The 24,099-nt window shown below is 47.8% G+C and carries 26 protein-coding genes; 22 read left to right on the top strand and 4 right to left on the bottom strand.

Annotation, left to right across the window (positions count from 1 at the left end):
• Window positions 1-28: 28 nt before the first annotated feature.
• The 8 genes from B5F87_RS10155 (at window position 29) to B5F87_RS10115 (ending at window position 9,936) form a co-directional block, all read left to right on the top strand.
• Window positions 29-1,240, top strand: a complete 1,212-nt coding sequence (locus tag B5F87_RS10155) for a site-specific integrase (protein ID WP_002576319.1) — start codon at window positions 29-31, stop codon at window positions 1,238-1,240.
• Window positions 1,241-1,385: 145 nt separating this feature from the next.
• The gene (locus tag B5F87_RS10150; protein ID WP_002576318.1) at window positions 1,386-2,597 is read left to right on the top strand and encodes a site-specific integrase; all 1,212 of its coding nucleotides are present in this window, start codon (window positions 1,386-1,388) and stop codon (window positions 2,595-2,597) included.
• Between the two features lie 484 nt (window positions 2,598-3,081).
• Window positions 3,082-3,555 carry a hypothetical protein gene (locus tag B5F87_RS10145; RefSeq protein WP_087280669.1) on the top strand — a complete coding sequence of 158 codons (474 nt, stop codon included), beginning with the start codon at window positions 3,082-3,084 and terminating at the stop codon, window positions 3,553-3,555.
• Between the two features lie 92 nt (window positions 3,556-3,647).
• Window positions 3,648-4,703, top strand: coding sequence for an inorganic phosphate transporter (locus B5F87_RS10140; protein WP_087280666.1), 1,056 nt, complete (start codon window positions 3,648-3,650; stop codon window positions 4,701-4,703).
• 114 nt (window positions 4,704-4,817) lie between these two features.
• Window positions 4,818-5,441 carry a DUF47 family protein gene (locus B5F87_RS10135; protein ID WP_087280664.1) on the top strand — a complete coding sequence of 208 codons (624 nt, stop codon included), beginning with the start codon at window positions 4,818-4,820 and terminating at the stop codon, window positions 5,439-5,441.
• A 249-nt stretch (window positions 5,442-5,690) separates the two neighbouring features.
• A complete protein-coding gene (locus B5F87_RS10130) occupies window positions 5,691-6,083 on the top strand; it encodes a PRD domain-containing protein (protein ID WP_087280661.1) in 393 nt (130 codons plus the stop codon).
• A gap of 423 nt (window positions 6,084-6,506) precedes the next feature.
• Window positions 6,507-8,447 carry a beta-glucoside-specific PTS transporter subunit IIABC gene (locus B5F87_RS10120; protein WP_087280655.1) on the top strand — a complete coding sequence of 647 codons (1,941 nt, stop codon included), beginning with the start codon at window positions 6,507-6,509 and terminating at the stop codon, window positions 8,445-8,447.
• A 40-nt stretch (window positions 8,448-8,487) separates the two neighbouring features.
• Entirely contained in the window at window positions 8,488-9,936 is a 1,449-nt protein-coding gene (locus B5F87_RS10115; protein ID WP_087280652.1) for a glycoside hydrolase family 1 protein, read from the top strand.
• A 146-nt stretch (window positions 9,937-10,082) separates the two neighbouring features.
• On the opposite strand, the gene B5F87_RS20980 is transcribed toward B5F87_RS10115, so the two are convergent.
• The gene (locus B5F87_RS20980) at window positions 10,083-10,256 is read right to left on the bottom strand and encodes a hypothetical protein (protein ID WP_158097019.1); all 174 of its coding nucleotides are present in this window, start codon (window positions 10,254-10,256) and stop codon (window positions 10,083-10,085) included.
• 587 nt (window positions 10,257-10,843) lie between these two features.
• Here B5F87_RS20980 and B5F87_RS10105 point away from each other — a divergent pair.
• From B5F87_RS10105 to B5F87_RS10060, 10 genes are all read left to right on the top strand, one after another.
• Window positions 10,844-11,695, top strand: coding sequence for a Cof-type HAD-IIB family hydrolase (locus B5F87_RS10105; protein WP_087280646.1), 852 nt, complete (start codon window positions 10,844-10,846; stop codon window positions 11,693-11,695).
• Between the two features lie 170 nt (window positions 11,696-11,865).
• Window positions 11,866-12,117 (top strand): hypothetical protein, encoded by a 252-nt coding sequence (locus B5F87_RS10100; protein WP_087280643.1) that lies wholly within the window; start codon window positions 11,866-11,868, stop codon window positions 12,115-12,117.
• Window positions 12,118-12,127: 10 nt separating this feature from the next.
• Entirely contained in the window at window positions 12,128-12,514 is a 387-nt protein-coding gene (locus B5F87_RS10095) for an SdpI family protein (protein WP_087280640.1), read from the top strand.
• Window positions 12,515-12,517: 3 nt separating this feature from the next.
• Window positions 12,518-12,817, top strand: a complete 300-nt coding sequence (locus tag B5F87_RS10090) for a hypothetical protein (protein WP_087280637.1) — start codon at window positions 12,518-12,520, stop codon at window positions 12,815-12,817.
• On the top strand, window positions 12,814-13,299 hold the full coding sequence (locus tag B5F87_RS10085) for a dCMP deaminase family protein (protein ID WP_087280634.1): 486 nt from the start codon (window positions 12,814-12,816) through the stop codon (window positions 13,297-13,299). Before B5F87_RS10090 ends, B5F87_RS10085 begins: the two co-directional genes overlap by 4 nt.
• Before the next feature lie 97 nt (window positions 13,300-13,396).
• Window positions 13,397-13,933 carry a GrpB family protein gene (locus tag B5F87_RS10080; protein ID WP_087280632.1) on the top strand — a complete coding sequence of 179 codons (537 nt, stop codon included), beginning with the start codon at window positions 13,397-13,399 and terminating at the stop codon, window positions 13,931-13,933.
• Window positions 13,921-14,532, top strand: a complete 612-nt coding sequence (locus B5F87_RS10075; protein WP_087280629.1) for a CatA-like O-acetyltransferase, family 2 — start codon at window positions 13,921-13,923, stop codon at window positions 14,530-14,532. Before B5F87_RS10080 ends, B5F87_RS10075 begins: the two co-directional genes overlap by 13 nt.
• An 85-nt stretch (window positions 14,533-14,617) precedes the next feature.
• A complete protein-coding gene (locus B5F87_RS10070; RefSeq protein ID WP_087280625.1) occupies window positions 14,618-15,127 on the top strand; it encodes a hypothetical protein in 510 nt (169 codons plus the stop codon).
• 106 nt (window positions 15,128-15,233) lie between these two features.
• On the top strand, window positions 15,234-15,785 hold the full coding sequence (locus B5F87_RS10065; RefSeq protein ID WP_204246068.1) for a GNAT family N-acetyltransferase: 552 nt from the start codon (window positions 15,234-15,236) through the stop codon (window positions 15,783-15,785).
• A gap of 158 nt (window positions 15,786-15,943) precedes the next feature.
• Entirely contained in the window at window positions 15,944-16,357 is a 414-nt protein-coding gene (locus B5F87_RS10060) for a hypothetical protein (RefSeq protein ID WP_087280622.1), read from the top strand.
• A 164-nt stretch (window positions 16,358-16,521) separates the two neighbouring features.
• Here B5F87_RS10060 and asnA read toward each other — a convergent pair whose 3' ends face one another.
• The 3 genes from asnA to B5F87_RS10045 all read right to left on the bottom strand — a co-directional run bounded on the left by asnA (window position 16,522) and on the right by B5F87_RS10045 (window position 19,814).
• The gene (gene asnA, locus B5F87_RS10055; protein WP_087280619.1) at window positions 16,522-17,532 is read right to left on the bottom strand and encodes an aspartate--ammonia ligase; all 1,011 of its coding nucleotides are present in this window, start codon (window positions 17,530-17,532) and stop codon (window positions 16,522-16,524) included.
• A 19-nt stretch (window positions 17,533-17,551) separates the two neighbouring features.
• Window positions 17,552-18,943 (bottom strand): asparagine--tRNA ligase, encoded by a 1,392-nt coding sequence (gene asnS / locus B5F87_RS10050; RefSeq protein ID WP_087280615.1) that lies wholly within the window; start codon window positions 18,941-18,943, stop codon window positions 17,552-17,554.
• Between the two features lie 256 nt (window positions 18,944-19,199).
• Window positions 19,200-19,814 (bottom strand): flavin reductase, encoded by a 615-nt coding sequence (locus tag B5F87_RS10045; protein WP_087280612.1) that lies wholly within the window; start codon window positions 19,812-19,814, stop codon window positions 19,200-19,202.
• A 483-nt stretch (window positions 19,815-20,297) separates the two neighbouring features.
• On the opposite strand from B5F87_RS10045, the gene B5F87_RS10040 reads away from it, so the two are divergent.
• The 4 genes from B5F87_RS10040 (at window position 20,298) to B5F87_RS10030 (ending at window position 24,096) form a co-directional block, all read left to right on the top strand.
• Window positions 20,298-21,053 (top strand): nitrogenase iron protein NifH, encoded by a 756-nt coding sequence (locus B5F87_RS10040; protein WP_087280610.1) that lies wholly within the window; start codon window positions 20,298-20,300, stop codon window positions 21,051-21,053.
• Window positions 21,054-21,125: 72 nt separating this feature from the next.
• A complete protein-coding gene (locus tag B5F87_RS20975) occupies window positions 21,126-21,281 on the top strand; it encodes a hypothetical protein (RefSeq protein WP_158097018.1) in 156 nt (51 codons plus the stop codon).
• Window positions 21,282-21,305: 24 nt separating this feature from the next.
• Window positions 21,306-22,718 (top strand): nitrogenase component 1, encoded by a 1,413-nt coding sequence (locus B5F87_RS10035; protein ID WP_343215756.1) that lies wholly within the window; start codon window positions 21,306-21,308, stop codon window positions 22,716-22,718.
• A gap of 256 nt (window positions 22,719-22,974) precedes the next feature.
• The gene (locus tag B5F87_RS10030) at window positions 22,975-24,096 is read left to right on the top strand and encodes a nitrogenase component 1 (RefSeq protein WP_087280607.1); all 1,122 of its coding nucleotides are present in this window, start codon (window positions 22,975-22,977) and stop codon (window positions 24,094-24,096) included.
• Window positions 24,097-24,099: the final 3 nt, after the last annotated feature.

Below are 24,099 nucleotides of genomic sequence, written 5' to 3'. Positions count from 1 at the left end.
TGGACATTATTCTTAGGAGGTGACGGAATTGGCAAAAAGAAAAAGGGCAATTCCTCAATATGGTACGGTCGTGCTTAACGGCATTGAATATTATAGAACCAGAGTCGAAGATTCGGATGGAAACAGAGTGGCGCTTTATGCAAAGACGCCCGAAAAGCTTTATGACAAGGAACTGGAGGCGTTAGAGCAGATTGACAGTACTACGTTTCGTCGAAGATCGCCTACGGTTGCTGAGTACTGTGAGAAGTGGCTGCTGATGCAGTCCGTCCATGTTCGGGCCACCACCTTGACAGATTATACCTCTAAGGTGCGGCGGCACATTATTGGAGGGCTGGGAGACAAGAGAATGGCTGATGTATCCCTGGATGACATCCAACTTGCCCTCGTACCTGTTTCCAAGAAGTCGGCTTCGGTTTATAAGTCTGTGGTGATTCTCTGCAAGTCCATTTTCCGGGCGGCCAAGGAGAGCCATGTGATTGACGAGGACCCGACCATATACCTGGATGCAAAGGGAGGAGTTCCCCAGGAAGAAAGACAGGCATTGACGGATGAACAGGTTGAGCGGCTTTTGGACACGATCCGGGATTTGCCGCCCTATGTATTTGTGATGATCGGTTTATATGCCGGTCTGCGCCGGGAAGAAATCCTGGCGCTGCAATGGGATTCTGTGTATCTGGATGCAGAGGCTCCGTACTTAACGGTACGGCGGGCATGGCACACAGAACATAACAGGCCGGTCATTCTTACCGAGCTAAAGACCAAAGCGGCACAAAGAAACATTCCTCTCCCGGTCTGTCTGGTTGAATGTCTGAAAGATGCAAAGAAAAAATCCACTTCGGATTATGTGATTGCCAATCGGGACGGTGATCCGCTATCCTATACACAGTTTAAGCGGCTGTGGCAGTATATTGTGACGCGGACTGCAAAGCCGAGAATGGCCAGAAAACTTGTGGACGGAAAGTATGTAAAATATATGCTTTACCCGAAACTTGGAGAAAAAGCCAGGAATAACGGCCATGTGGTATATAGCCTGGATTTTGAAGTGACACCGCATCAGCTGCGGCACACCTACATCACCAATCTGATTCATTCTTCGGTGGACCCCAAAACGGTACAATATTTGGCGGGCCATGAAAGCAGCAAAATCACGATGGACATTTACGCAAAGGTCAAATACAACAGGCCGGATGATCTTGTCAAAGCAATGGGCTGTGCCTTTGACTTATGGGACGCTGTGTAAGTTCCGAACAATTCAGAAAATGAAGTAAGAGCGAGACAAGGATGTCTCGCTCTTAGTTTTTCCTTGGCCGTATCTTTGATTCAATTTGAAATCTCTGATAAAAAGGAGGTGTAGATACATCACCACGCGAGAAAGGAAATTAATTATGGCAAAGAAGAAAAAAAACATACCTCAATATGGAACCGTCACACGAAAGGGTGTCCTGTATTACAGAACCCGGATTCTGGACGCAGACGGCAAGCAGGTGAGCTTGTATGGGACTACCTGCGAGGAACTGTACGATAAAGAGCAGGAGGCGAGACGCCAGGTAGCGGAGATCATCTTCCACCGGGAGCATCCTACTGTGGCCGAGTATTGTGAGAAGTGGCTGTTGATGCAATCCGCAAAAGTGTCGCCGGCTACACTGAAGGGCTACGCCTCCAATATGAAGAACTACATTATCAAGCCTTTGGGAGATATGTATATGGAGGAAGTAACAGCGGATGATATTCGTCTGGCGCTGATCCCATTGTCCAATAAGTCCGAGAGCCTGCACAATACGGTGAATATGCTCCTCAAGTGCATTTTTTACTCGGCAGAGCGGAGCCAGTTGCTGGAATACAATCCGTGTGAGGGGATTTCGGCAAAAGGAGGGAAACCGACCCAAAAGAAAGATTCGCTGACAGACCAGCAGGTGGAAGTGCTGCTGGAAACCGTCAAAGGACTTCCGCCGTATCTGTTTACCATGATCGGCTTATATGCCGGTCTGCGCCGAGAAGAAGCTCTCGCCTTGCAATGGGATTGTGTGTTCCTCGATGCACCCACTCCATATATCTCTGTGCGGCGCGCATGGCGATCAGAGCATAACAGACCGGTTATCTCTACAACGCTTAAGACGAAAGCAGCAAGAAGGGATATTCCCATTCCCAAATGCCTTGTGAATTGTCTGCGGGAAGCCAAGGCTGCCTCCAAATCGGAATATGTGATTGCCGATAGTGAGGGACAGCCCTTGTCATATTCGCAGTTCAAACGTGTCTGGCAGTACATCGTTGTTCGGTCTACCAAGGAGCGTACCTATTATAAGTATGTGAACGGACAGAGCATCAAGTACACTGTTCAGCCGAGTCTGGGAGGACATCAGAAAAACAATCCCAACATTGTGTATAGCCTGGACTTCGATGTGACACCGCACCTGCTGCGGCATACCTACATCACCAATCTTCTGTATGCAGGTGTTGACCCCAAGACGGTCCAGTACCTTGCCGGACATGAGAACAGCAAGACAACTATGGACATCTATGCAAGAGTAAAGTATAATAAACCAGAACAGCTATTCGATGTAGTAAATTCTGCATTTCATCAAGCTGTCCCCTCGTAAAAGTGGCCTGTTTTTTGGTTAAGGAATAGGACAACCGAGGGGCCGAGGCTCAAAAAAGCCCGGAATATCAAGGAAAATCATCGCTCAGACGATTGAAATACGGTCTCAAGAAAGCTCGTAGAGCACCACAGTTCTCCAAACGTTAATTGCGATTTATTTCGATATTCGTCGGATATCTTTTCGACATCGAAGCAAACAGCAAAGAATCTGTGTACAAGTACAGAAGATTTCACATCCCGGAAGTTTCGGCTTCCGGGATTTTTTCAAATCTAAAATCATTTCTTATATTTACCACCAGAAAAATACGCTTGAAGGCAGAGAAAGATGATGTTTCTGCGCCTCCCCCTTCCGGGGGCTTTTTTTCTGTCACACTTTCTAAAATTTTTTCGATTTTTTTACGTTTTTTTTACCCATTCTACATATTGACACCTAAAATGATTCTATGGTATCGTTGAAGAGATTTTGCGGAAAAGGGGGAAAGGCAATGGGATATGAATATGTGGTGTCATCGCCGGTCAGGGCGGCTGCCAGGACGGTTGCAGCGGCAGTTTTTGTGCTGCTGCTGGGAATTGCTATACCTGTTGTCTTTCCTCTGGTAGAAAGTGAAAGTTTCAGCTTCTGCGGCATAGAAATAGCCGCCGCTATACCTGAAGCGCAGAGGCAGAGTACGGTGGTGTATACAGGAAAAGGAGTGGATGTACCTCGTATTCAGAGGATAGATAATTTGCCATTGGAAAGTGATATCTATGGGGAGTACGATATAAGCGTTATACACTCTTCTTCTACAGGTCAGATGAAGAATATGCAGGGGACATGGATGATGGTCTGGATGATGGCGGCGCTAATGTCTCTGCATCTATACAAAATATTTTTTCAAAGAGCACGTCTGTATGTTTCCGGATTATCAGGTTTCTCTTGTGAGCTTTTGATTCTTCAGGAAAAAGACGGAAAGAAATGACGACGCCCTGCGGCCGTAGATTTATGAGACAGATCATTTAATAATTCAGATAAAAAATATAAAATACATTTCAATGATTGAAAGGAGCTTTTATGGACACATCGTTTCTGTATTTTTGGGAAGGAATCTTTCAAAATCCGATGTTGTTAATTTCGGCTTTATTTACACTGGGAGTTATTTTTGTCAACGGATGGACAGATGCGCCGAACGCCATTGCCACTTGTGTGACGACCAGGTGTCTGAGACCGCGGCAGGCCATAATGATGAGCGCTGTATTTAATTTCCTCGGTGTTTTTGTTATGACGCAGATCAACAGTTCCGTTGCATCCACCATCAGTAATATGGTGGATTTTGGAAGTGATACGCACAATGCGCTGATTGCCCTTTGTGCAGCGCTGTTTTCTATAGTGGTTTACAGCGTGGCTGCTTCTTTTTTCGGGATTCCGACCAGTGAGAGCCACAGTCTGATCGCCGGGCTGACCGGAGCGGCCATCGCCATTCAGGGCGGCGTTGGCGGTGTCAATGGCGCCGAGTGGGTGAAGGTGCTTTACGGTCTTGTGCTGAGCCTTGTGCTTGGATTTCTGACAGGCTGGGTAGTGTGCAAGCTGATTACAATTTTATTCCAGAATATGGAGAGAAGAAAAGCTGATGTTTTCTTCCGTTATGCGCAGATTGTCGGAGCAGCGGCCATGAGTTTTATGCATGGGGCACAGGATGGACAGAAGTTTATCGGTGTTCTTTTTCTGGGGATTGCTTTCGCAGGCGGACAGAGTTCTGTGGCCGGTATGGTGATTCCGGTCTGGCTGATGCTGATGTGCAGTATCGTCATGGGTCTTGGAACCAGTGTGGGCGGTGAAAAGATTATCAAATCTGTAGGTATGGATATGGTAAAGCTGGAGAGATATCAGGGATTTTCCGCCGATGTGGCGGGCGCGCTCTGCCTGCTGTATTCCAGCTTATTTGGTATTCCGGTATCAACTACGCACACAAAAACAAGCGCTATTATGGGAGTGGGGGCAGTCAAGAGACTTTCTGCCATTAATTTTGGCGTGGTAAAAGATATGATGCTCACCTGGATTTTTACATTCCCGGGATGCGGGCTGATCAGTTTCGTGATCGCAAAGTTATTTATGTTCATTTTTGGATAATGAAAGAAATTTTGATAGATTGGTATAGAGAGAATAAATATGCTATAGTTCTGCCGGATATATGGCAGATTCACATGGATACCATGTATTTAGGATAAAATGGAGGAAAACGAGATGTCAAAGAAACAGGATGCTTTTTATTATAATAATTTTATCAGCTGCGCGGAATATTCCTGCAAAGCAGTACATTTGCTGAAAGATATTCTGACTGATTTTAATCCGGGAGAAATATCGGTCAAGATGGACGAGATGCATGATATTGAGCATCAGGCAGACGATACTAAACATGAAATGACAGATAAACTGGCGAAGGCGTTTATCACTCCGATAGAGCGGGAGGATATCATTGAGCTCAGTCATCACATTGATGACGTGACTGACAAGGTAGAAGAGGTTCTGATTCGAGTGTACATTAACAATGTACAGGAAATCCCAAAAGAAGTTATGCAGCTTCTTGATATCGTCAGCAAATGTTGTGAGGAAGTGTGGAATCTGTTAAAAGAGTTTGCTGACTTCAAACACTCCAAAAATTTACGTGATAAGATCATTGCCATCAATACTCTGGAGGAAGAGGCGGACGCCCTTTACATTGCCAATATGAGAAAGCTTCACACGGAAGATCATGATATGCTTCATATTATCGCGTGGTCTGAAGTATATACTTATCTGGAGAAATGTGCCGATGCCTGTGAGCATGTGGCGGATACAGTGGGCAGTGTGGTTATGAAAAATTCATAATTAACAGTGGACTTTTATTCAACGGCAGTTTTCGCGGGAGACATCAGTTCTTCCGAGAAAACTGTTTCGTTGCAATATGAAAATAATTTTTGACAAGAATAGAGACAGGATGTATAGTATATTCAGTTGAAAACAGTGGCTTGTTACCGATATTCGGGCAATACCAATAATAATTTACAGAAGGACGAGTGTCTGTATCTTATTATTTGTATTGCCTTTTTTATTTGCCGCAAAATAAGGGGAGAAGGAATGAAAAATATGAGGATTAAAAAGGTATTGAATAATAATGTGGTGATTGCAGAAGATGTGATTACATATGCCAGCAAAGAAAAGGGACTGGAGCTCAAAGAACTGATTCACATCACTCTGACAGACCACATTGACGGTGTGCTGACCCGTTTGAAAAAAGGAATTTCGCTGAGTAATCAGCTGACCATGGAAATCAGCCGTGTGTATGATACGGAGTTCCAGATTGGACTGTACGCAGTGAATCTGCTGAGGGAGAAGATAGGAAGTGAGGTGCTGCGGGATGAGGCTGCGTTTGTGGCAATGCATTTTCTCAATAACCGGATGGATCTGATCTGGCCAGCACAGAACAGGAAGTACGGACTGTACTCAAATTCCTGTATGATACGGTGGTGAGTGCGTATCCGGAACCTGCCCGGTGTACGGAGAAGGTAGTAAAAGTGTTTGCACTTAAATATAAAAAAGAACTTTCCACAGAGGAAAAAGCGTATTTAACTCTTTACATAGAGAAACTCAACAGAGAATGAGATATGTCAATCCAGCCGGATGAAAAAACGCCTGAAAATGCGAAAGGGTTCTTTACCTGGATCAGGAAAGAGAGCGCAGGAATTTAGGCTACGTCAAGAAGAACAAAAGAAGATAGCAGAAAGAAATTTGGGGACGCCCATTTGATATAGAAAAAGTTGATGACCGATGTTCTGGGTGAGCGGACGGCGCCTTTGCACGGTTTCCATAAAAAATTATAATTGCCGATTCGTATCCGGGGGATGGCTCAGCCACAGCCCGGCGGCGGACGAAGCATGAGAAAGGAAAAGAAAAATGGATTATTCAATTACAGCAAAAGAGCTTCTGGAGAAGCTCGGCGGAGAAAAAAATATTCAGTCGCTAACCCATTGCATGACGAGACTGCGTTTTGTCTTAAAGAACGACAGCGGGATCGACGACAACGTTGTGGGAAAGATTCCGGGAGTAATAGGCGTCAACCGACAAGGAGGCCAGTATCAGGTTATTATCGGAAATAATGTGGTCAAATGTTTTAAAGAAATCAATCAGATTGCCAGCTTCGGAGAGGCGGCTGAAACCGCACCGAAAGAGAAGCGCAACCCGGTCAACGTGGCAATCGAATTTATTTCCGGATGCATGGCGCAGATTTTCCCGGCGATTATCGCTGGTGGTCTGATCAAGGTGCTGCTTATCATTTTCGGACCGACCCTTCTTGGCGTTATGGAATCTATTGGAGATACCTACATTATATTAAATGCGTTGGGGGACGCGCCGTTTTATTTCCTGCCGGTGATGATCGCTTACACCGCTTCCAGGAAATTAAACTGTAACTCATTTTTGGCGGTGACGGTGGCAGCCATGCTCATTTACCCGGATTTGATCACATTGCTTGGCTCAGATACCCCTACGTATCTGTTTGGCGTGATCCCGGTCACCCACGCCAGCTATTCTTCATCGATCATTCCGGCTATGCTGGCAACGATTCTTCTCAAATATGTAGAAATTGGTGTGGATAAGATTACACCGGACTGGGCGAAGAATTTCTTAAAACCTCTGATTATCGTCTTTGTGACAGGAATTGTCACTCTTGTAGTGCTGGCGCCGCTGGGCTCCATCATCGGTAATGGTTTACAGGTAATCATCAACACGGTTTATGAATTTGCTCCGTGGCTTGCAATGCTTATCTTTGCAGCGGCAATGCCGTTCATCGTCATGACAGGTATGCATTGGGCATTTACGCCTACGGCACTGATGGCGCTCACCAACCCAGGATTTGAGCTGATGCTTCTTCCGGCCATGCTTTGCTCCAATACTGCGCAGGCAGGGGCAACCTTTGGTGTGGCTTGCAAGACAAAAGATAAAAATATGAGAGAGATGGCTATCCCGGCAGGTATTTCTGCCCTGCTGGCAGGCGTTACAGAGCCGGCCATGTACGGTGTAACTTTAAAATTAAAGAAACCGATGGTGGCTGCTTGCATTGCCAGCGGAATTGCCGGTCTGATTGCCGGACTGGTTAATCTGAAAGCGTATGCGTTTGCGACCCCTTGTCTGACAGCCATCGTACAGTTTGTGGCACCGGACGGCGGAAGAAATATCATTTTTGCGGTGATTATTTTTGCAGTATCTTTTATTCTCTCCTTTGTGTTGGCCTTTATCATGACCGATAAGGGAGGAAATGTACAGGCTGCCGAAGGCAGTGCCGATGGAAATGTACAGACGACCGGCAAACTGCAGGACGGTCAGCATGACAATGCGGCAACCGCAGCCGGGAATGGCGAAAAGAACAGCGTAGCAGCGGGCAAACCTCTGACCGTCTATAATCCTCTGAAGGGAGAGGTGATTCCACTGGCCGATGTGGATGACGCCGCATTTTCTTCCGAGGTACTGGGAAAAGGTTATGCGGTAAAACCGTCGGTGGGCATGGTGAAAGCGCCTTTCTCCGGAACTGTGGAGACCATTATGGATACCAGCCATGCGCTGGGACTTATCTCCGATGACGGTATGGTGCTGCTCATTCACGTGGGTCTGGATACCGTGCAGCTTAATGGAAAACATTTCACCCCGAAGGTAAAAGCCGGCGACCGGATCAGCATTGGCGATGTGCTGCTGGAATTTGATAAGGAAGCCATTGAGGCGGAAGGCTATCAGACAGTAACGCCGGTTGTACTGACCAATGTGGATGATTACAGCAAAATGGAAATCGGCGAGCCGGGTGTGAAAGACTTTGGTGAGGAAATGATTTCCCTGGAAAAATAAAGCAAAAAAAGAAGTATAATACGAGAAAAAGGAGAATGATATGGCAGAATCAGTATTGAGAAAAGACTTTTTGTGGGGCGGCGCCGTGGCCGCCAACCAGTGCGAGGGCGCGTGGAATGTGGATGGAAAAGGCATTTCCGTCTCTGACATCTGTACCGGCGGAAAATATGGGCAGAGTAAGATGATCACGCCAGTGCTTGACGAGAATAATTTCTATCCGAGCCGGGAAGGCGTCCAGCATTATTATCGTTTCAAAGAAGATATCCGCCTCTTTGCGGAGATGGGATTTAAAGTGTTCCGTTTCTCCATCAACTGGACCCGCATCTTCCCGAACGGTGACGAGACGGAGCCGAATGAAGAAGGGCTGAAACATTATGATGAGGTCATCGATGAGTGTCTGAAATACGGCATCGAGCCGCTGATCACCATTTGTCACTATGAGATTCCGTTTGGTCTTACAAAGAAATGTAATTCCTGGGTGAGCCGCGATATGATTCAGTATTTCCTGAACTACTGCCGCGCGATCTTTACCAGATACAAAGGTAAAGTAAAATACTGGCTGACTTTCAATGAAATCAACAGCTCCATTGCACCGATGGGAGCGCTCCTGAATCAGGGTATTTTAAATGACCTGGAGAATCCGACGGTATTCATGGAACAGCCTGATATCCCGCAGCAGAGATACCAGGGACTCCATCACATGTTTGTGGCCAGCGCTCTGGCGGTAAAGATGGCAAAGGAGATCGACCCGAATTATAAAGTGGGAAATATGATGATTTACTCCGCCAGCTATCCGCTGACCTGCAATCCGGATGATATTCTCGCCAACCAGGATTACAACCGCATTTACAACTATTTCTGTACCGACGTGCAGGCCAAAGGAAGATATCCATATTATATGAAGAAATTCTTCGCGGACAACAATATCACCATTGTCAAAGAACCGGGCGACGATGAGATTTTAAAGGAAGGCACAGTGGACTTCGTAACATTTTCCTATTATATGTCCTGCTGCCAGACCGCGGATCCAAACGCCAAAAGCGGAGAGGGAAATATTCTCGGCGGTGTATCCAATCCATATCTGGAAGCCAGCGACTGGGGATGGCAGATTGACCCGAAGGGTCTCCGTTACGCCCTGAAAGACCTCTACGACCGCTATGAGCTTCCGCTGATGGTGGTGGAAAATGGTCTCGGGGCAAAAGACGAAATTGAAGAAGACGGCAGCCTCAACGATGATTACCGCATCGACTACCTGTGTAAACACATCATTGAGATGAAAGAGGCGGTCAAAGACGGCGTGGACCTGATGGGCTACACTCCTTGGGGATGTATCGACCTGGTTTCCGCTTCCACCGGCGAGTACGCGAAACGCTACGGATTCATCTATGTGCGCCGCTACGACGACGGCACCGGAGACTTTGCCAGACTGAAAAAGAAATCCTTCAACTGGTACAAAGAAGTGATTGCGTCCAACGGCGAGAACCTGTAAATAAGGTGCGGAGGCGGCAAGCCCGCCATCCGTCAAAAAAAGATAATACTAAATTTTATATAAGCAGAAAAAGCGTCAAATGAGAGAAAATTTGGCGCTTTTTCTCAAAATGGGGATTTGTAGATTTGAATCCACGGGTTTTGAAATTATCCGGATGAAAATGAACAGACGGGATTTGCGGCTTTGTATGTACCATAGAAAAACGCAGTCAGGGAAGCCGCTTCCTCTACTTCGGCAGGCTGGTAACCGGATTTCTTTTTGTAATCAATAACAACGCCTGCGCTCACAGTCGTCGTCGATCTTCCCTGATACGTTATCATGATTCCACCATGCCGCAAATCCCTGCCTTCTGCATCACCCGGATTATAACGAAGTCACCGGATTCAAATCAACGAAATCTGTACCAGAGTGGTTGGCTCGCCAGGATTGTCGGTGTCCCTCTTGACTTTTAATGATATGTGCAAAAATTGCAGCCATTTATTGGAGATCAGAGAATAGTCGACATCATAAGAAACAGAAATTACGGTTAAAATCGCCATAGTTTATAAAATAACCGTTATATTCTGGCTGAAATCACGGTTAAAAATGCAAGAGTTCATGATGCAACCGTTTTTTATGGTACAATCACGGTTAAAATTACAATAGTCTGTAATATAACCGTTCTACCAGGCTTAAAATCACGGTTGAAATTACAATAGTTTATGATATAACCGTTTTACCAGGCGAAAAGTACCGCTGAATTTTTATTTTCTACGACAGAACCGTTCAACAGTCAAAAATTGCCACAACCCTCTACTTTGCCACAAAGGTACAGGATTCTTGTAAATCTCCTATGCACGTAGACTGCCGCGTATTGCAAAGAGATTTACAAATCCCATTATAAAAAAGAATAAGGAGGACTCATCATATGAGAAAAATCATTTTTTTGGACGTGGACGGCACATTGGTGACCTATGAAAACCGTATCCCGGCTTCTGCCGTTACTGCTATCCGTGAAGCGAGAAAACAAGGGCATCGCGTGTACATTTGCACGGGGAGGAGCCGCGCTGAGGTCAGCGAAGAATTGTGGGATATCGGTTTTGACGGCATGATCGGCGGTAACGGAAGCTATGTGGAAGACCATGGGGAGGTGGTGATGCACCAGCGGATTACGCCGGAGCAATGCCGCCACATCGTAGACTGGCTCCATGAAAGAAAGCTGGAATTTTATCTGGAATGTAATTCCGGATTATATGCCAGCGAGCATTTTGAGACGGAGGCTGTGCCGGCGGTGCATGCTTATATGAAAGGAAAGGGGCAGGACTCGGCAGATCTGCAGGTGAGGGATGTTTTTGAGGGCATCCGGTTTGGGGAGAACCTGTACCGGGATGATGTGAACAAGGTCAGCTATATTTTGAGCAGTTATCAGGATTATCTGGATTCCATCGAGGAATTTCCGAATCTGAAGCCGGGGACCTGGGGCGGAAAAGGGGAGACAGCTCTCTTCGGAGACCTGGGTGTGAAGGGAATTGACAAGGCCTATTCCGTTGAGCGGCTCCTCGAACATATCGGCGCGGACAGGGAAGATACCATCGCTTTCGGGGACGCCAAAGTGGATATTCCGATGCTTTCCTACTGCCAGACCGGCGTTGCCATGGGAAATGGCGGTGAGGAGATCAGAGCCATGGCGGATTTTGTCACCGATGATGTGGAGAAGGACGGGTTGTATAAAGCGTTTCAGAAGCTGAGGCTGCTGGGAGAAAATGGAAATCCTGATTGATCAAGGTAGAAAAGGACGATATACTTTCGCCTCGGCACAACGACAACGTGTATGGACATCTGTTCTTTCCCACAAAACTTCCTAAAGCCCAACTTTATATTGGCTAAGCACTGGTAAGATGGTATAATAAGACAACTAGAGAGAAAACGGGCCGTAAGAGGAGGGATTTTATGTTTACAGTATTTAATTCAGAAAGCTTATGGATTGGAACAGATTTGAAACTCTTCAACCGGATTCGGGACGCCTTGAAGGATGCAGATATTCCGTACAAATACAAGACGAAGAATCATCTGTCTGACTGGGGTGGTCATGGCACAGTGCGGGGAAGAACGGGAAGTATCGGTAATCCAACAGATCAGATGTATCAGTATGAGATTTTTGTGTACAGTAAGGACTATGAGCGGGCAAGGAGACTGATATGAGGAGAAGACTATGGGATTTTGGATATTTATGCTGTTTTGCGATCTGTTGATTCCGGCTGTTATGATTGGCTTCGGAGGAGTCTGGAAGAAGAAACCGCCGAAGGAGATTAACGGATTCTATGGCTATCGGACGGCCATGGCCATGAAAAACCGGGATACGTGGACTTTTGCCCACAAATACTGCGGAAAAATATGGTACATTTGCGGATGGATTCTTTTGGTAGTAACCATTCCTGCGATGCTGCCGGTAATGAAAGCAGACGAGGATACGGTGGGAAGCGTCGGGACGGTTTTGTGTCTGCTGCAGATAATTCCGCTGATTTTGTCCATTGTTCCAACGGAACTCGCCCTTCGGAAGAATTTTGATAAAGATGGAAGACGTCGGAGGAGGTCCTGAGAGATGACTGTTTTATTATGGATACTGGCAATCTGCCTGCTCGTAGCGCTCATTATACACATCAGGCGTTCAGGAGAGAAAGAAAAGATAGACAAAGGCTTTTCTTTCAGTTACTGGCGGCTGAGCTACCGGAGAAAGTTTATAAGAACGCTGTGGTTTATTCCGCTGGCTGTACTCGACATTATCCTGGTGCATGCGGCGTATCGCTCTTATGTGATCACCCTCGTGTCCGGAGTCTTCATTTTGGCGGTTATTCTGGCACAGGCAATCTACAATTATAAGAAATGGAAAGAGGAATCATGATTAAACCGGACGGAGAACACCGGGTATCCAAAACAGATACCTATCTGAACGTGGCGGAGGCATTTGCTTACCGGAGCACCTGCATTAAAAGAAAATACGGAGCGGTCATCGTAAAAAATGACGTTGTGGTATCCACCGGATACAACGGCTCGCCCCGGGGATATGACAACTGCTGCGATATTGGAGTCTGCCCGCGGATGGAAAGGAATATGCATCAGGGAGAGGGCTATGATATCTGCCGCGCTATCCATGCAGAACAAAATGCATTGCTGAACTGTTCCAGAGAGCAGACCATGGGGGCGGATCTGTATTTGACGGGAGTCAACCCATCCGATAATTCCATTCATCGGGCGAAGCCCTGTCCGCTCTGCGCCAGGATGATCATCCAGGCGGGAATCCGCAATGTGATCATGCGAACCGGCGACGCTCCCGGAGCGTATGTGATCGTTCCGGCGGGAAAGCTGACATGGCATCATGACTGAGACCGTGGGGCAGAGATGCACATGGTGTCACGGCTGAGACTGTGGAAGTTGCAGGAAAGATGAAAGATATCATGAACTGAGCAGATATGGAGGAAAAATGGCACAGCATATCATTGTGGAGGACTATAATCCCGCATGGCCGGAAATGTACAGGCAGGAGGCCATGTGGATGAAAAGCATTTTAAAAGAAAACTGTGTGGAGATCCATCATATCGGAAGTACCGCTGTTCCCGGGCTTGCCGCCAAACCGATCATAGATATCATGGCGGCGGTGCGGGAACTTTCCGATGTGGATAAAAAATGCAGTTTGTTTGAGGAGGCCGGCTATGAATATCTGGGAGAGTTCGGCATCAGGGGACGGAGGTATCTTCGGAAGGGCGGCGATGAGCGAACCCATCAGGTTCACATTTTTTCAGAAAATGATAAGGAGAATCTCATCAGGCATCTGGCCTTCCGGGATTACATGCGGAGTCACGCGGAGGAGCGTGAGCAATACGCCGCGCTGAAGAAAGAGCTGGCACAGAAGTATCCGTATGATATCGATGGCTACTGCGACGGAAAAGATGCATTTGTAAAAAAGATAGAAAAACAGGCTCTGGCAGAGTATGGAAAGGAGAAACTATGCGGGAAGTAAATCCGATGGATACCGACCGGGCGGTGAGCTGGCAGCTGTATATTGACGCGCCCATGCCCATGGTTACCATATTTAAGACATTGAATATCACGAATCTCATGAAGCGCAGAGCAGAGGGCTATAAGCTGAATATGCTGCTGTGCTTCTGTATCATGCAGGCTGCTCAGGACACGAAGGAGTTCCGTTTGCTGCCGGTGGGAAAGAAAATGATGGAATACGACAGGATCGGCGTCAATGTGATTGTCAAAAACCAGGGCGGCGGCATAAATTCCTGTGATCTTCCGTTTACACAGACACTGGAAGAATTTAACCGCAGCTATCTGGAACTCACAGAGCAGGTGCGCCGTACCTGCGCCGATTACGAAATAACAGACCATATGATAATAGGAACGTCCAGTCTGGTAAAATACGATATCGACGGCGCGGTGAACATGTACAGCGGAATTTTCAATAATCCTTTTCTGATCTGGGGCAAATACCGGGAAGAATCCGGCGAGGTAAAACTGCCGCTGTCATTCCAGTTCCACCATGTGCAGATGGACGGCATGGAAGCCTGTGAATTTCTGGAGAGAGTGCAGAGAGTAATCGATTCTTTATAAATGAAAGAAAACAGGAGAAGCATTTGATGGAGAGAGCGGAAATATTTGCAGCGGAGGATGTTTCGCTGCTGAAAGAGGTGTAGATATGATCGTGAACTTTTATCCGTGGGAGATTGACGTTGACATCGAGGCAACAAAGCGTTTTTATGAAGAAAATGATTGTTCGGAAGATAAGATGGTCAATCAGTGGTTTTATGCCGCCATGACGCAGAAACAAAAAGATTTTTTTGCTTCTCTGGGAGTAGAGATTGATAAAGTAAAGGCAGCAGAAAGGGTACACGAGATTCCGGATGAAGAGGAATTGCCGGGTGGGAAAATATTTATAAGAACTCTGGACTTTCTGCTTTGCGGTGATTTTTTAGCAATTCCGGATTACCAGGCACACATTTACGGTGAAGAAGATCTCATCGGTATGAAACTTCCGGATGCACTAAAGATTATTACAATGCCCGAAGGAGAAAAATTGCCTACGTATAATATCGACGGATGGAACTGTGTTTTCAAACATCCGATTTTTCATATGGATGAATCGAAATTTGAAAAGTGGGATTGTGGATTTGTGATGGGGTCGATATTGATGATGGGGGATATGTGAAAAACTGCCGTGCTGACAGATTCGAGCCATGAAAGTCGCTGAATTATGGACTCGTCAGAACACAAAACTGCGCAATAAAATTGAGGGAAAAGAGGAACAATAAAATATGATTCGACAATTCGTACCGGAAGATCTGGATGAAGTGATGCAGATCTGGCTGAAAACCAACCAGGAGGCTCATAACTTTATCTCGACGGACTACTGGAGCAGCCATTATGACATGGTGAAGGAAATGCTGCCTCAGGCAGAAATATACGTATATGAAAAAGATGAAAAAAATGCCGGCACAGCCGGGGAGGGGAATGAAAGAGATGCTGCGGATATCTGCGAATCTGATACCTGCGGGGCTGATACCTGTGAATCTGATACCTGTGAATCTGATACCTGTGGGGCTGATATCCGCAGACTGGCAGGATTTATCGGGCTTACCGGCGATTATATTGCAGGCATCTTTGTGGAAGCGGAAGAACAGTCCCGAGGCGTGGGAAAGCAGCTACTTGTCCGCGCAAAGCAAGACAGAAAAAGACTCACACTGCAGGCCTATGAGAAAAATGAACGCGCGGTACATTTCTATCAGAGAGAAGGCTTCCGTGTGGTGTACCGGGATGTGGATGAGGGTACGGGAGAAGCGGAATATGTGATGGAATGGAAGAGATAAAATTTAAAATTGGAAAAAAATTCCAGAAACATGCCTCTGAAAGATTGACTTCTTTATACATTTATTATATTATTAGTATAAAATAAGTGTATTTGGAGGGGATAGATAAGTGGGATATCGGAGAAGAGATGCGGTGCTGAAAGAGTTCTGGCGGGTCAATGAACGATGTGCAGGCTGTATTTGAGATACTGCGCGCCGCCTATGAGGACAGGGAAGATGAAGTTCGGGAAAAATATAGTGATGTGAAACTATCTGCTGAGGTGATGGCGGTGGTGGGAGAGATTGTGCATTGTGAGGCATTGATAAAGATAAATGAAACGAAAGAGGTGAGTGGAATGTATACATTTTTCCACAGATTAGTGGATGAGGGCCGCAAAGAGGGCCGCAGTGAGGGACGCAGTGAAGAAAAGAATGATATTATCATCCGGATGCTGCAGAATTCTGTTCCGGAACGGGACATTATCCTATACACAGGCGCCACAGAAGATGAGATTGGAAAGGCACGTAAGGAGATAGAGGGTAAAGAGATAAAAGGTGAGAGGATAAAAGAGAATGTACCGGCAAAGATATAGAGATAGCGATACAAAAGATGCCCGAAACCATATTCATGTCATGAATCCAGACATGGAAAATGGTACCGGGCACTTTTTCTATTCTTTATGAATTCTTATGTAGTTAAAAGCTCTACGGGCAGGATGTACACTTGCGTGACATAGAAGTCGGCCATAATCCGTTTTTACAGAATCGTAATTCCCCGTGCAGCAGCTTCATCGTAGATCTCATCCGGCCATACGGAGACCTGAATCTCTCCGATATGCGCTTTCCGGAGGAAGAACATACAGATTCGGGACTGGCCGATTCCGCCGCCGATGGTCTGCGGCAGTCTGCCTTCCAGAAGGTCTTTCTGGAATGGAAGCTCGGCGCGTTCTTCGCAGCCGGCTTTCTTTAACTGCTCGGCCAGCACTTCGGCGTTGACGCGGATACCCATGGAGGAGAGTTCCAGGGCGATATCGAGAACCGGATAGTATACGAGAATATCGCCGTTTAACTTCCAGTCATCGTAGTCCGGCGCGCGGCCATCGTGTTTTTCTCCGTTGGAGAGGATGTCGCCAATCTGCATCAGGAAAACGGCGCCGTGTTTTTTGACGATCTCGTACTCACGCTCTTTGGCGCTCATGCCCGGATACAGGTCCACCAGCTCCTGGGTGGTGATGAAGGTGATCTCTTCCGGCAGGAAGCACTCCACATAATCATATTTGTTAGCCACATATTTTTCTGTGACGCGGAGTGCCTCGTAGACAGCCTTCACCGTATCGCGGAGAGTCTTTTCATTTCTTGCGTCCGCAGGAATGATTTTCTCCCAGTCCCACTGATCCACAAAGATGGAATGAATGTTGTCGGTATCCTCGTCACGGCGGATGGCGTTCATGTCTGTGTAAAGTCCTTCGCCCACGTTGAAGTTATACCGTTTTAAGGCGAGACGTTTCCACTTGGCGAGAGAGTGAACAATCTCAAAAGGTTTGTCGTCCTGCTCCTTGACGCCGAAACTTACCGGACGCTCCACACCGTTTAAGTTATCGTTGAGGCCGGAGTCCGGGGAGACGAAAAGCGGAGCGGAAACCCGTTTCAGGTTCAGCTCAGCGGCCAGCTCCCGCTGAAAGAAGTCCTTGACCTGTTTGATGGCAATCTGTGTTTCTTTTAAATTCAGGAGAGGCTTATACCCCTCCGGAATGACAATCTGACTCATAAATAAATGATTCCCCTTCCTATAATTCGCAGTTGTTGACGGTTCTTGGGAATGGAATGACGTCGCGGATGTTGCCCATGCCTGTCAGATACATGACGCAGCGCTCAAAACCGAGGCCGAAGCCGGAATGTCTCGCGGAGCCGTATTTGCGCAGATCCAGATAGAATTCATAATCTTCTCTGTTGAGGCCCAGCTCATCCATACGGGCAACCAGCTTGTCGTAATCGTCTTCACGCTGGCTTCCGCCGATGATTTCTCCGATGCCAGGAACCAGACAGTCCATGGCGGCAACCGTCTTGTTGTCCTCGTTCATCTTCATATAGAAGGCTTTGATCTCCTTCGGGTAATCGGTAACAAATACCGGACGTTTGAATTCCTTTTCTGTCAGGTAACGCTCATGTTCGGTCTGCAGATCGCAGCCCCAGCTTACCTTATATTCAAATTCATCGTTGTGTTTCTCCAGGATGGCGATGGCGTCCGTGTAAGTCACATGGGCAAAATCAGACTCAGCCACGTGGCGGAGACGCTCGATGAGCCCCTTATCCACAAACTTGTTGAAGAACTCCATTTCCTCCGGTGCATTTTCCAGTACGTAATTAATGATGTACTTTAACATGCTTTCGGCGAGGATCATGTTGTCGTTAAGGTCTGCAAATGCCATCTCCGGCTCGATCATCCAGAACTCTGCCGCATGTCTTGTGGTGTTGGAGTTCTCCGCCCGGAAAGTCGGGCCAAATGTATAGATGTTCTTGAATGCCATGGCGTAGGTTTCGCCGTTTAACTGGCCGCTTACGGTCAGGTTGGTCGGCTTATTGAAGAAATCCTTGGTGAAATCCACAGTTCCGTCCGGATTCTTCGGGATATTCTGCAGATCCATGGTGGTCACCTGGAACATTTCTCCGGCACCCTCGCAGTCGCTTCCCGTGATCAGTGGAGTGTGTACATAGACGAAATCTCTCTCCTGGAAGAACTTATGGATGGCATAAGCGATCAGAGAGCGCACACGGAACACTGCCTGGAAGGTGTTGGTCCGAGGGCGGAGATGGGAGATCGTCCGCAGATACTCAAAGCTGTGACGTTTCTTCTGCAGCGGGTAATCCGGAGCGGAAGCGCCCTCGATCAGTACCTCAGACGCCTGCACCTCAAACGGCTGTTTCGCCTGCGGTGTCGGAACCAGTGTTCCTTTCACGATCAGCGCCGCGCCCACATTCAGTTTGGTGATGTCGGCAAAATTGTCCAGTGTATCTGAATAAACCACCTGCAGCGGTTCAAAAAATGTACCGTCATTTACCACCAGGAAGCCGAAAGTTTTGGAATCCCTTTTGCTTCTCAGCCATCCTCCGATGGTAATCTCCTGATTCAGATATTGTTCCCGATTCCTGTATAAATCTTTAATTGATGTCAGTTCCATTCTCAAAGCTCCTTTGCTTCTTATTAAATTTTTATAGGTGTCTCCACGCCTGCCGCGCAGGAAACACGGTGCGTACTCGAACTATAGTCTACTATATTCTAAAAAATAGTGCAAGAATGAGGTGGGAAAAATTCGAGAATTGATGGCGTCAGCCGCCGTTCCGGAGTCTGTACTATATACGAAATGATAAGAAATGTGAGTATAGTACGAAGAAAACGGGGAAGACGCCGCCGGTTCTTCCCCGCATTTGAATGATTTATGAAATGACCTTTTTGAAATCCGCAGCTCCGTGCTTGCAAAGCGGGCAGATGAAATCAGCCGGCAGTTCCTCGCCTTCATACACATATCCGCATACCTGACAGACCCAGGTTACCTTTCCGGTCTTCGGTGCGGCCGGAGCAGGCTTGATATTTTTCTGGTAATAAGTGTATGTGGTGGACGGATCATCGGAAAGTTTCTCTCCACCGATCACATCGGCGATGAACATGGTGTGAGTGCCAAGGTCAACGCTCTGCACAACCTTTGCGGAAATGTACGCATTGGTGCCTTCGGTGATGTAATAAATGCCGTTGTCGGCTCTTTTGGCTGTGGTGTAGCCGTCGAACTTGTCCACGTCCCGTCCGCTCTGGAAACCGAAGTGCTTGAAGGTATCAAAGCTTGCCTTTTCGGACAGAATGGAAACATTAAATTCGCCGGTACGTTCGATCATACCGTGGGTATAATTGGCTTTGTTCACGGTGAGAGAAATCCGGAGAGGAGTGTCTGTGACCTGAGCGGCGGTGTTGGTGATACATCCGTTATCCTTATCCCCTTCTCTGGCAGTTACGACAAATAATCCATAAGTCAGTGAAAACATTACGCTGGTATCCATAAATGATCTCCTTTCTGGGGCAGCATGCTGGCCGTCCCATATGTGCAGACAGGAAATGTGCCGACAGGCGGGAAGCACAGCATAATCCCTTCGTGAAAATGAACGTTTCCCGCACAGAGCGGCAATATCACTCTGCAACATTGATAGTTATTATTTTTAGATAATTATACCAGACTCAAATGTAATGTTCAACAATAAAAACAGTAATTATTATTGATTTTGTTGCTTGGAAGCAAAGAATTTCTCTTGTCTCACTCAGGGGTTTATGATATGCTGTATGCAGAATATCAGCTCTGACGGCAAGGATTACCGAGCGGGAATAGTTGAGAGAAATAAAGTGTGGATATCCGCACAGGACAGGACGGGAAATGTGAAGAGATGCATGTCGAATACTGCAGAAAGACGTTTCCTGCTATTTCTTTTGCAATGACCACTCCTTTCTTTCCATTGCCGGCAGGGCGGTGGAGATGAAGGAGTTTTTTTATGTTAAAAATCGCGATATACGGAAAAGGCGGCATCGGCAAGTCCACCATCACCAGTAACCTGGCGGCAGCCTTTGCCACCCTTGGAAAAAAGGTGATCCAGATCGGCTGCGATCCAAAGGCGGATTCCACCATCAATCTGCTGGGCGGCACCACGCCGATCCCGGTCATGAATTATATGAGAGAATACGATGAAGACCCGGAAACCATCGAAGACATTTCCAAAGAAGGTTTCGGCGGCGTCCTCTGCATCGAGACCGGTGGCCCGACGCCGGGCCTCGGCTGTGCCGGAAGAGGCATCATCGCCACCTTCCAGCTGCTGGAAGACCTGGAGCTTTTTGAAAAACAGCAGCCCGACGTGGTGCTCTACGACGTGTTGGGCGACGTGGTCTGCGGCGGCTTCGCCGCGCCAATCCGGGAAGGCTACGCCAGCAAGGTGCTCATCGTCACCTCCGGCGAGAAAATGGCGCTCTACGCCGCAAACAACATCAACACAGCCGTCCAGAACTTTGAGGACAGAAGCTACGCAAAAGTATACGGCATCGTGCTCAACCACCGCAACGTGGAAAACGAGAAAGAAAAGGTACAGGCCTTCGCCGACGCCGCAGGTCTCCCGATCGTCGGAGAGATCGCCCGCAGCCCGGAGATCACCTATTACGAAGACCGCGGCAAAACCGTGGTGGAAGGAGACCCGGACTGCGAAGTCAGCCGGTCGTTCCTGAAACTGGCGGAGGAGCTGCTGGCAGCGGAAGAGTGAGGCGAAAAGGGATGATGCACCGTTTTCGTTTCTCAAAGACTAATAAAAAGGCAAGCTTTCGGTTGTGGCGGCATGCATTTACTAATCGGAAAAAAGACTTCAATTTTTGACGACCTGTTTTTGTATCGTGGACTGGATGAAAATGATTTGAATAATTTTGTTATGGTCGGTCAATTTCTGGAGCTTGCAGAAGAAAACGATAGTATCGATATATTTATAAAAGAGTAAAAGAAAAGAGGGAGGAAGTGAAGAATGAACAATACAGCAGTGGAAACAGACAATAATGCATCAGGTATGCAGAATCCGGCGGAGTCGTGTGTATCCTGTGCCAAAGAAAATGATGCTTCCCGCCGGGCGTTCTGTCTGACTGCCGAGGAGCTGGTAAAGGCAGGAAAGGATGCGCTGGCTGACGAGATGATTATCAACAGGAATCTGATCTACAGTTCTCCGGCTACGCTGGCTTTTAACTCGCCGGGAGCCCAGGGCTTCGGTGTAAAGCGGGCGGGGCTTGCGATTCCGGGTTCGGTGATGCTTCTGGTGGCGCCGGGATGCTGCGGAAGAAATACGACGATTTTAAGTGAGCTGGGCGGTTACAGCGACCGGTTTTATTATCTGATGATGGACGAGACTGACATCGTTACAGGAAGACATTTGAAGAAAATCCCGCAGGCTGTGCAGGAGATTTATGACGGCCGGGAGGAAAAGCCGTCGGTGGTGATGATCTGCATCACCTGCGTGGATGCTTTGCTGGGCACCGACATGGACCGCGTCTGTAAAAAGGCGCAGGACGCCGTGGGTATTCCGGTGCTGCCGTGCTACATGTATGCGCTGACGAGAGAGGGACGGAAGCCGCCGATGGTTCACGTGCGCCAGTCCATTTACTCGCTGCTTGAACCCCGGAAGAAAAAAAGCACCTCGGTGAACCTGCTGGGACATTTTGCACCGCTCATCGATGACTGCGAGCTTTATGAGCTTCTGCGGCAGGCGGGCGTGAAAACTATCCGGGAGATCTCCCGCTGTGAAAGTTACGAGGAATACCTGTCCATGGCGGAAGCGAATTTCAATCTGGTGCTGGACGCGGAAGCCAGATATGCGGCGGAAGATATCCGCAAACGACTGAATATCCCGTGGATCGAGCTGACGAGACTGTATCAGATGGATAAAATCGCCCGTCAGTACGAGCTGTTCGCCGCAGCCATCGGCGTGAAGATGGACGACAGCGTTTACCGGGCGCAGGCGGAAGCCGCAGTGGAAGAATTCCAGAAGAAATACCCGAAACTGACGTTCTCCGTGGGTGAAGGCTGCAACGGCAACGCCTTCGAGCTGTCCCTGGCGCTGCTTCGGTATGGGTTCTCCGTGGCAGAGATTTTTTCCAGCATCGGAGAAAATGATTTCCTCTACCTGGAAAAAATTGCGAAGCTAAGCCCGCAAACCCGCGTCTACTCCAACCTGGAGCCGACCATGATCTATTACGACTGCTCGGAAGCATCGGCGGATATCACCATCGGTAAAGACGCCGCATACTACCACCCCGAGGCAGCGCATCTGGAATGGAGCGACGACATCCAGCCATTTGGCTACGCAGGCGTGCGGCATTTCTTTACGGCATGTGAGGAAGTGCTGGAAATTCACAAATATACAACGTGGCAAAATAGAAGATTCTGACAAAACAGATGATGTTTTGATCGACTAATTCGTCTGACTTGATTCTCAGCCGGAGAGTCAGTCATAATAATACAGATGCAGTCGAGATGGAACAGGAGTTTTGCCATAATCTCAGCGATGTAGTCAGACAGAGATTTGCGTTTTTCTATAGTGTATACAGCGTCGCAAATCTCGTTTGTTCCTACATCCTCAGATTCTATCAAAAACTGCAGTTTCATCGCGACAAATCTTAATATAAAGTGAAAAAGGAGACAACATGAAAGGACTTAGAAAATACATCGCCCCGTTTGCTCCGGATCAGTCCGGTGCCACCGCTGTATTCTGTGAGCTGGGCGGGCTGGTGATCATACTGGATGCCGGCGGCTGCGCGGGAAATGTCTGCGGTTTTGACGAGCCGCGGTGGTTTGACAGCAAAAGCGCCATATTCAGCGCGGGGCTGCGTGATATGGACGCTATCCTGGGACGGGACGACAAGCTGGTGGAGAAGATCGCCAAGGCATGCAAAAAAATAGACGGAAACTTTGTGGCGGTCATCGGGACGCCGGTGCCGGCGGTTATCGGAACCGATTATTCCGCTCTTAAACGGATGATTGAGAAGAAAACGGGATTTCCGACGGTGACGGTGGACACCAACGGCATGGAATTATATGACGACGGCGTAAAAAAAGCTTTTCTGGAGCTGTTCCGTACATTTACTGGAAAGAACATCTTTACAAGAAAAGATGCAAGCGGACGGCAGGCAGAAGCTCAGTCTGACAGCGATGGCAGCACGGAAGTCCTGCCGGGAACTCTGGGAATCATCGGCGCCACGCCGATGGACATGGTGGAGACGGTGGAGTCGGACGCGCTGGCGCGATATTATAAGGGAAAAGGCTGGCAGCAGGTGTTCAGCTACGGCATGGGAACAGGACTTGCTGATGTGGAGCAGGCGCACCGGGCAGAGAAGAATCTGGTCATCGCTCCGGCGGGGCTGGCAGCGGCCAAATATCTCGAAAAGAAATACGGCACGCCTTACGAGGCGGCGTATCCGTTGGAGACCATCCCGGGCTTTGAGACGCTGATGGAAGAAGTCGAAAAAAAAGAGCGGAAGAAGATTCTTATTGTTCATCAGCAGGTGCTGGCCAATTCTCTGCGGGAGGCCATCCGGGAGAGCAGCGAGGCAGAGATTACTGTCGCTTCGTGGTTTATGCTGGAAAAGGAACTGAGAGAAGAAGGGGACGTACATTTGAAAGAGGAAGATCAGTGGATGTCTCTGGTAAGAGACGGCGGCTATGATCTGATTATCGGGGAAAGCCTGTTTATGCGGGCGGTGCCGGAGTACGCCGGAGACTTCCTGCCGCTTTCGCATTTTGCGGTTTCCGGAAAGAGGCATGTATAATAG

It is taken from the genome of Eubacterium sp. An3 (genome assembly GCF_002159465.1).
In the GTDB taxonomy this organism is placed as follows: Bacteria; Bacillota; Clostridia; order Lachnospirales; family Lachnospiraceae; genus Anaerobutyricum; species Anaerobutyricum stercoris.
Note: the sequence above shows the minus strand (reverse complement) of the source record. Positions and strands in the feature narration are given on the sequence as shown.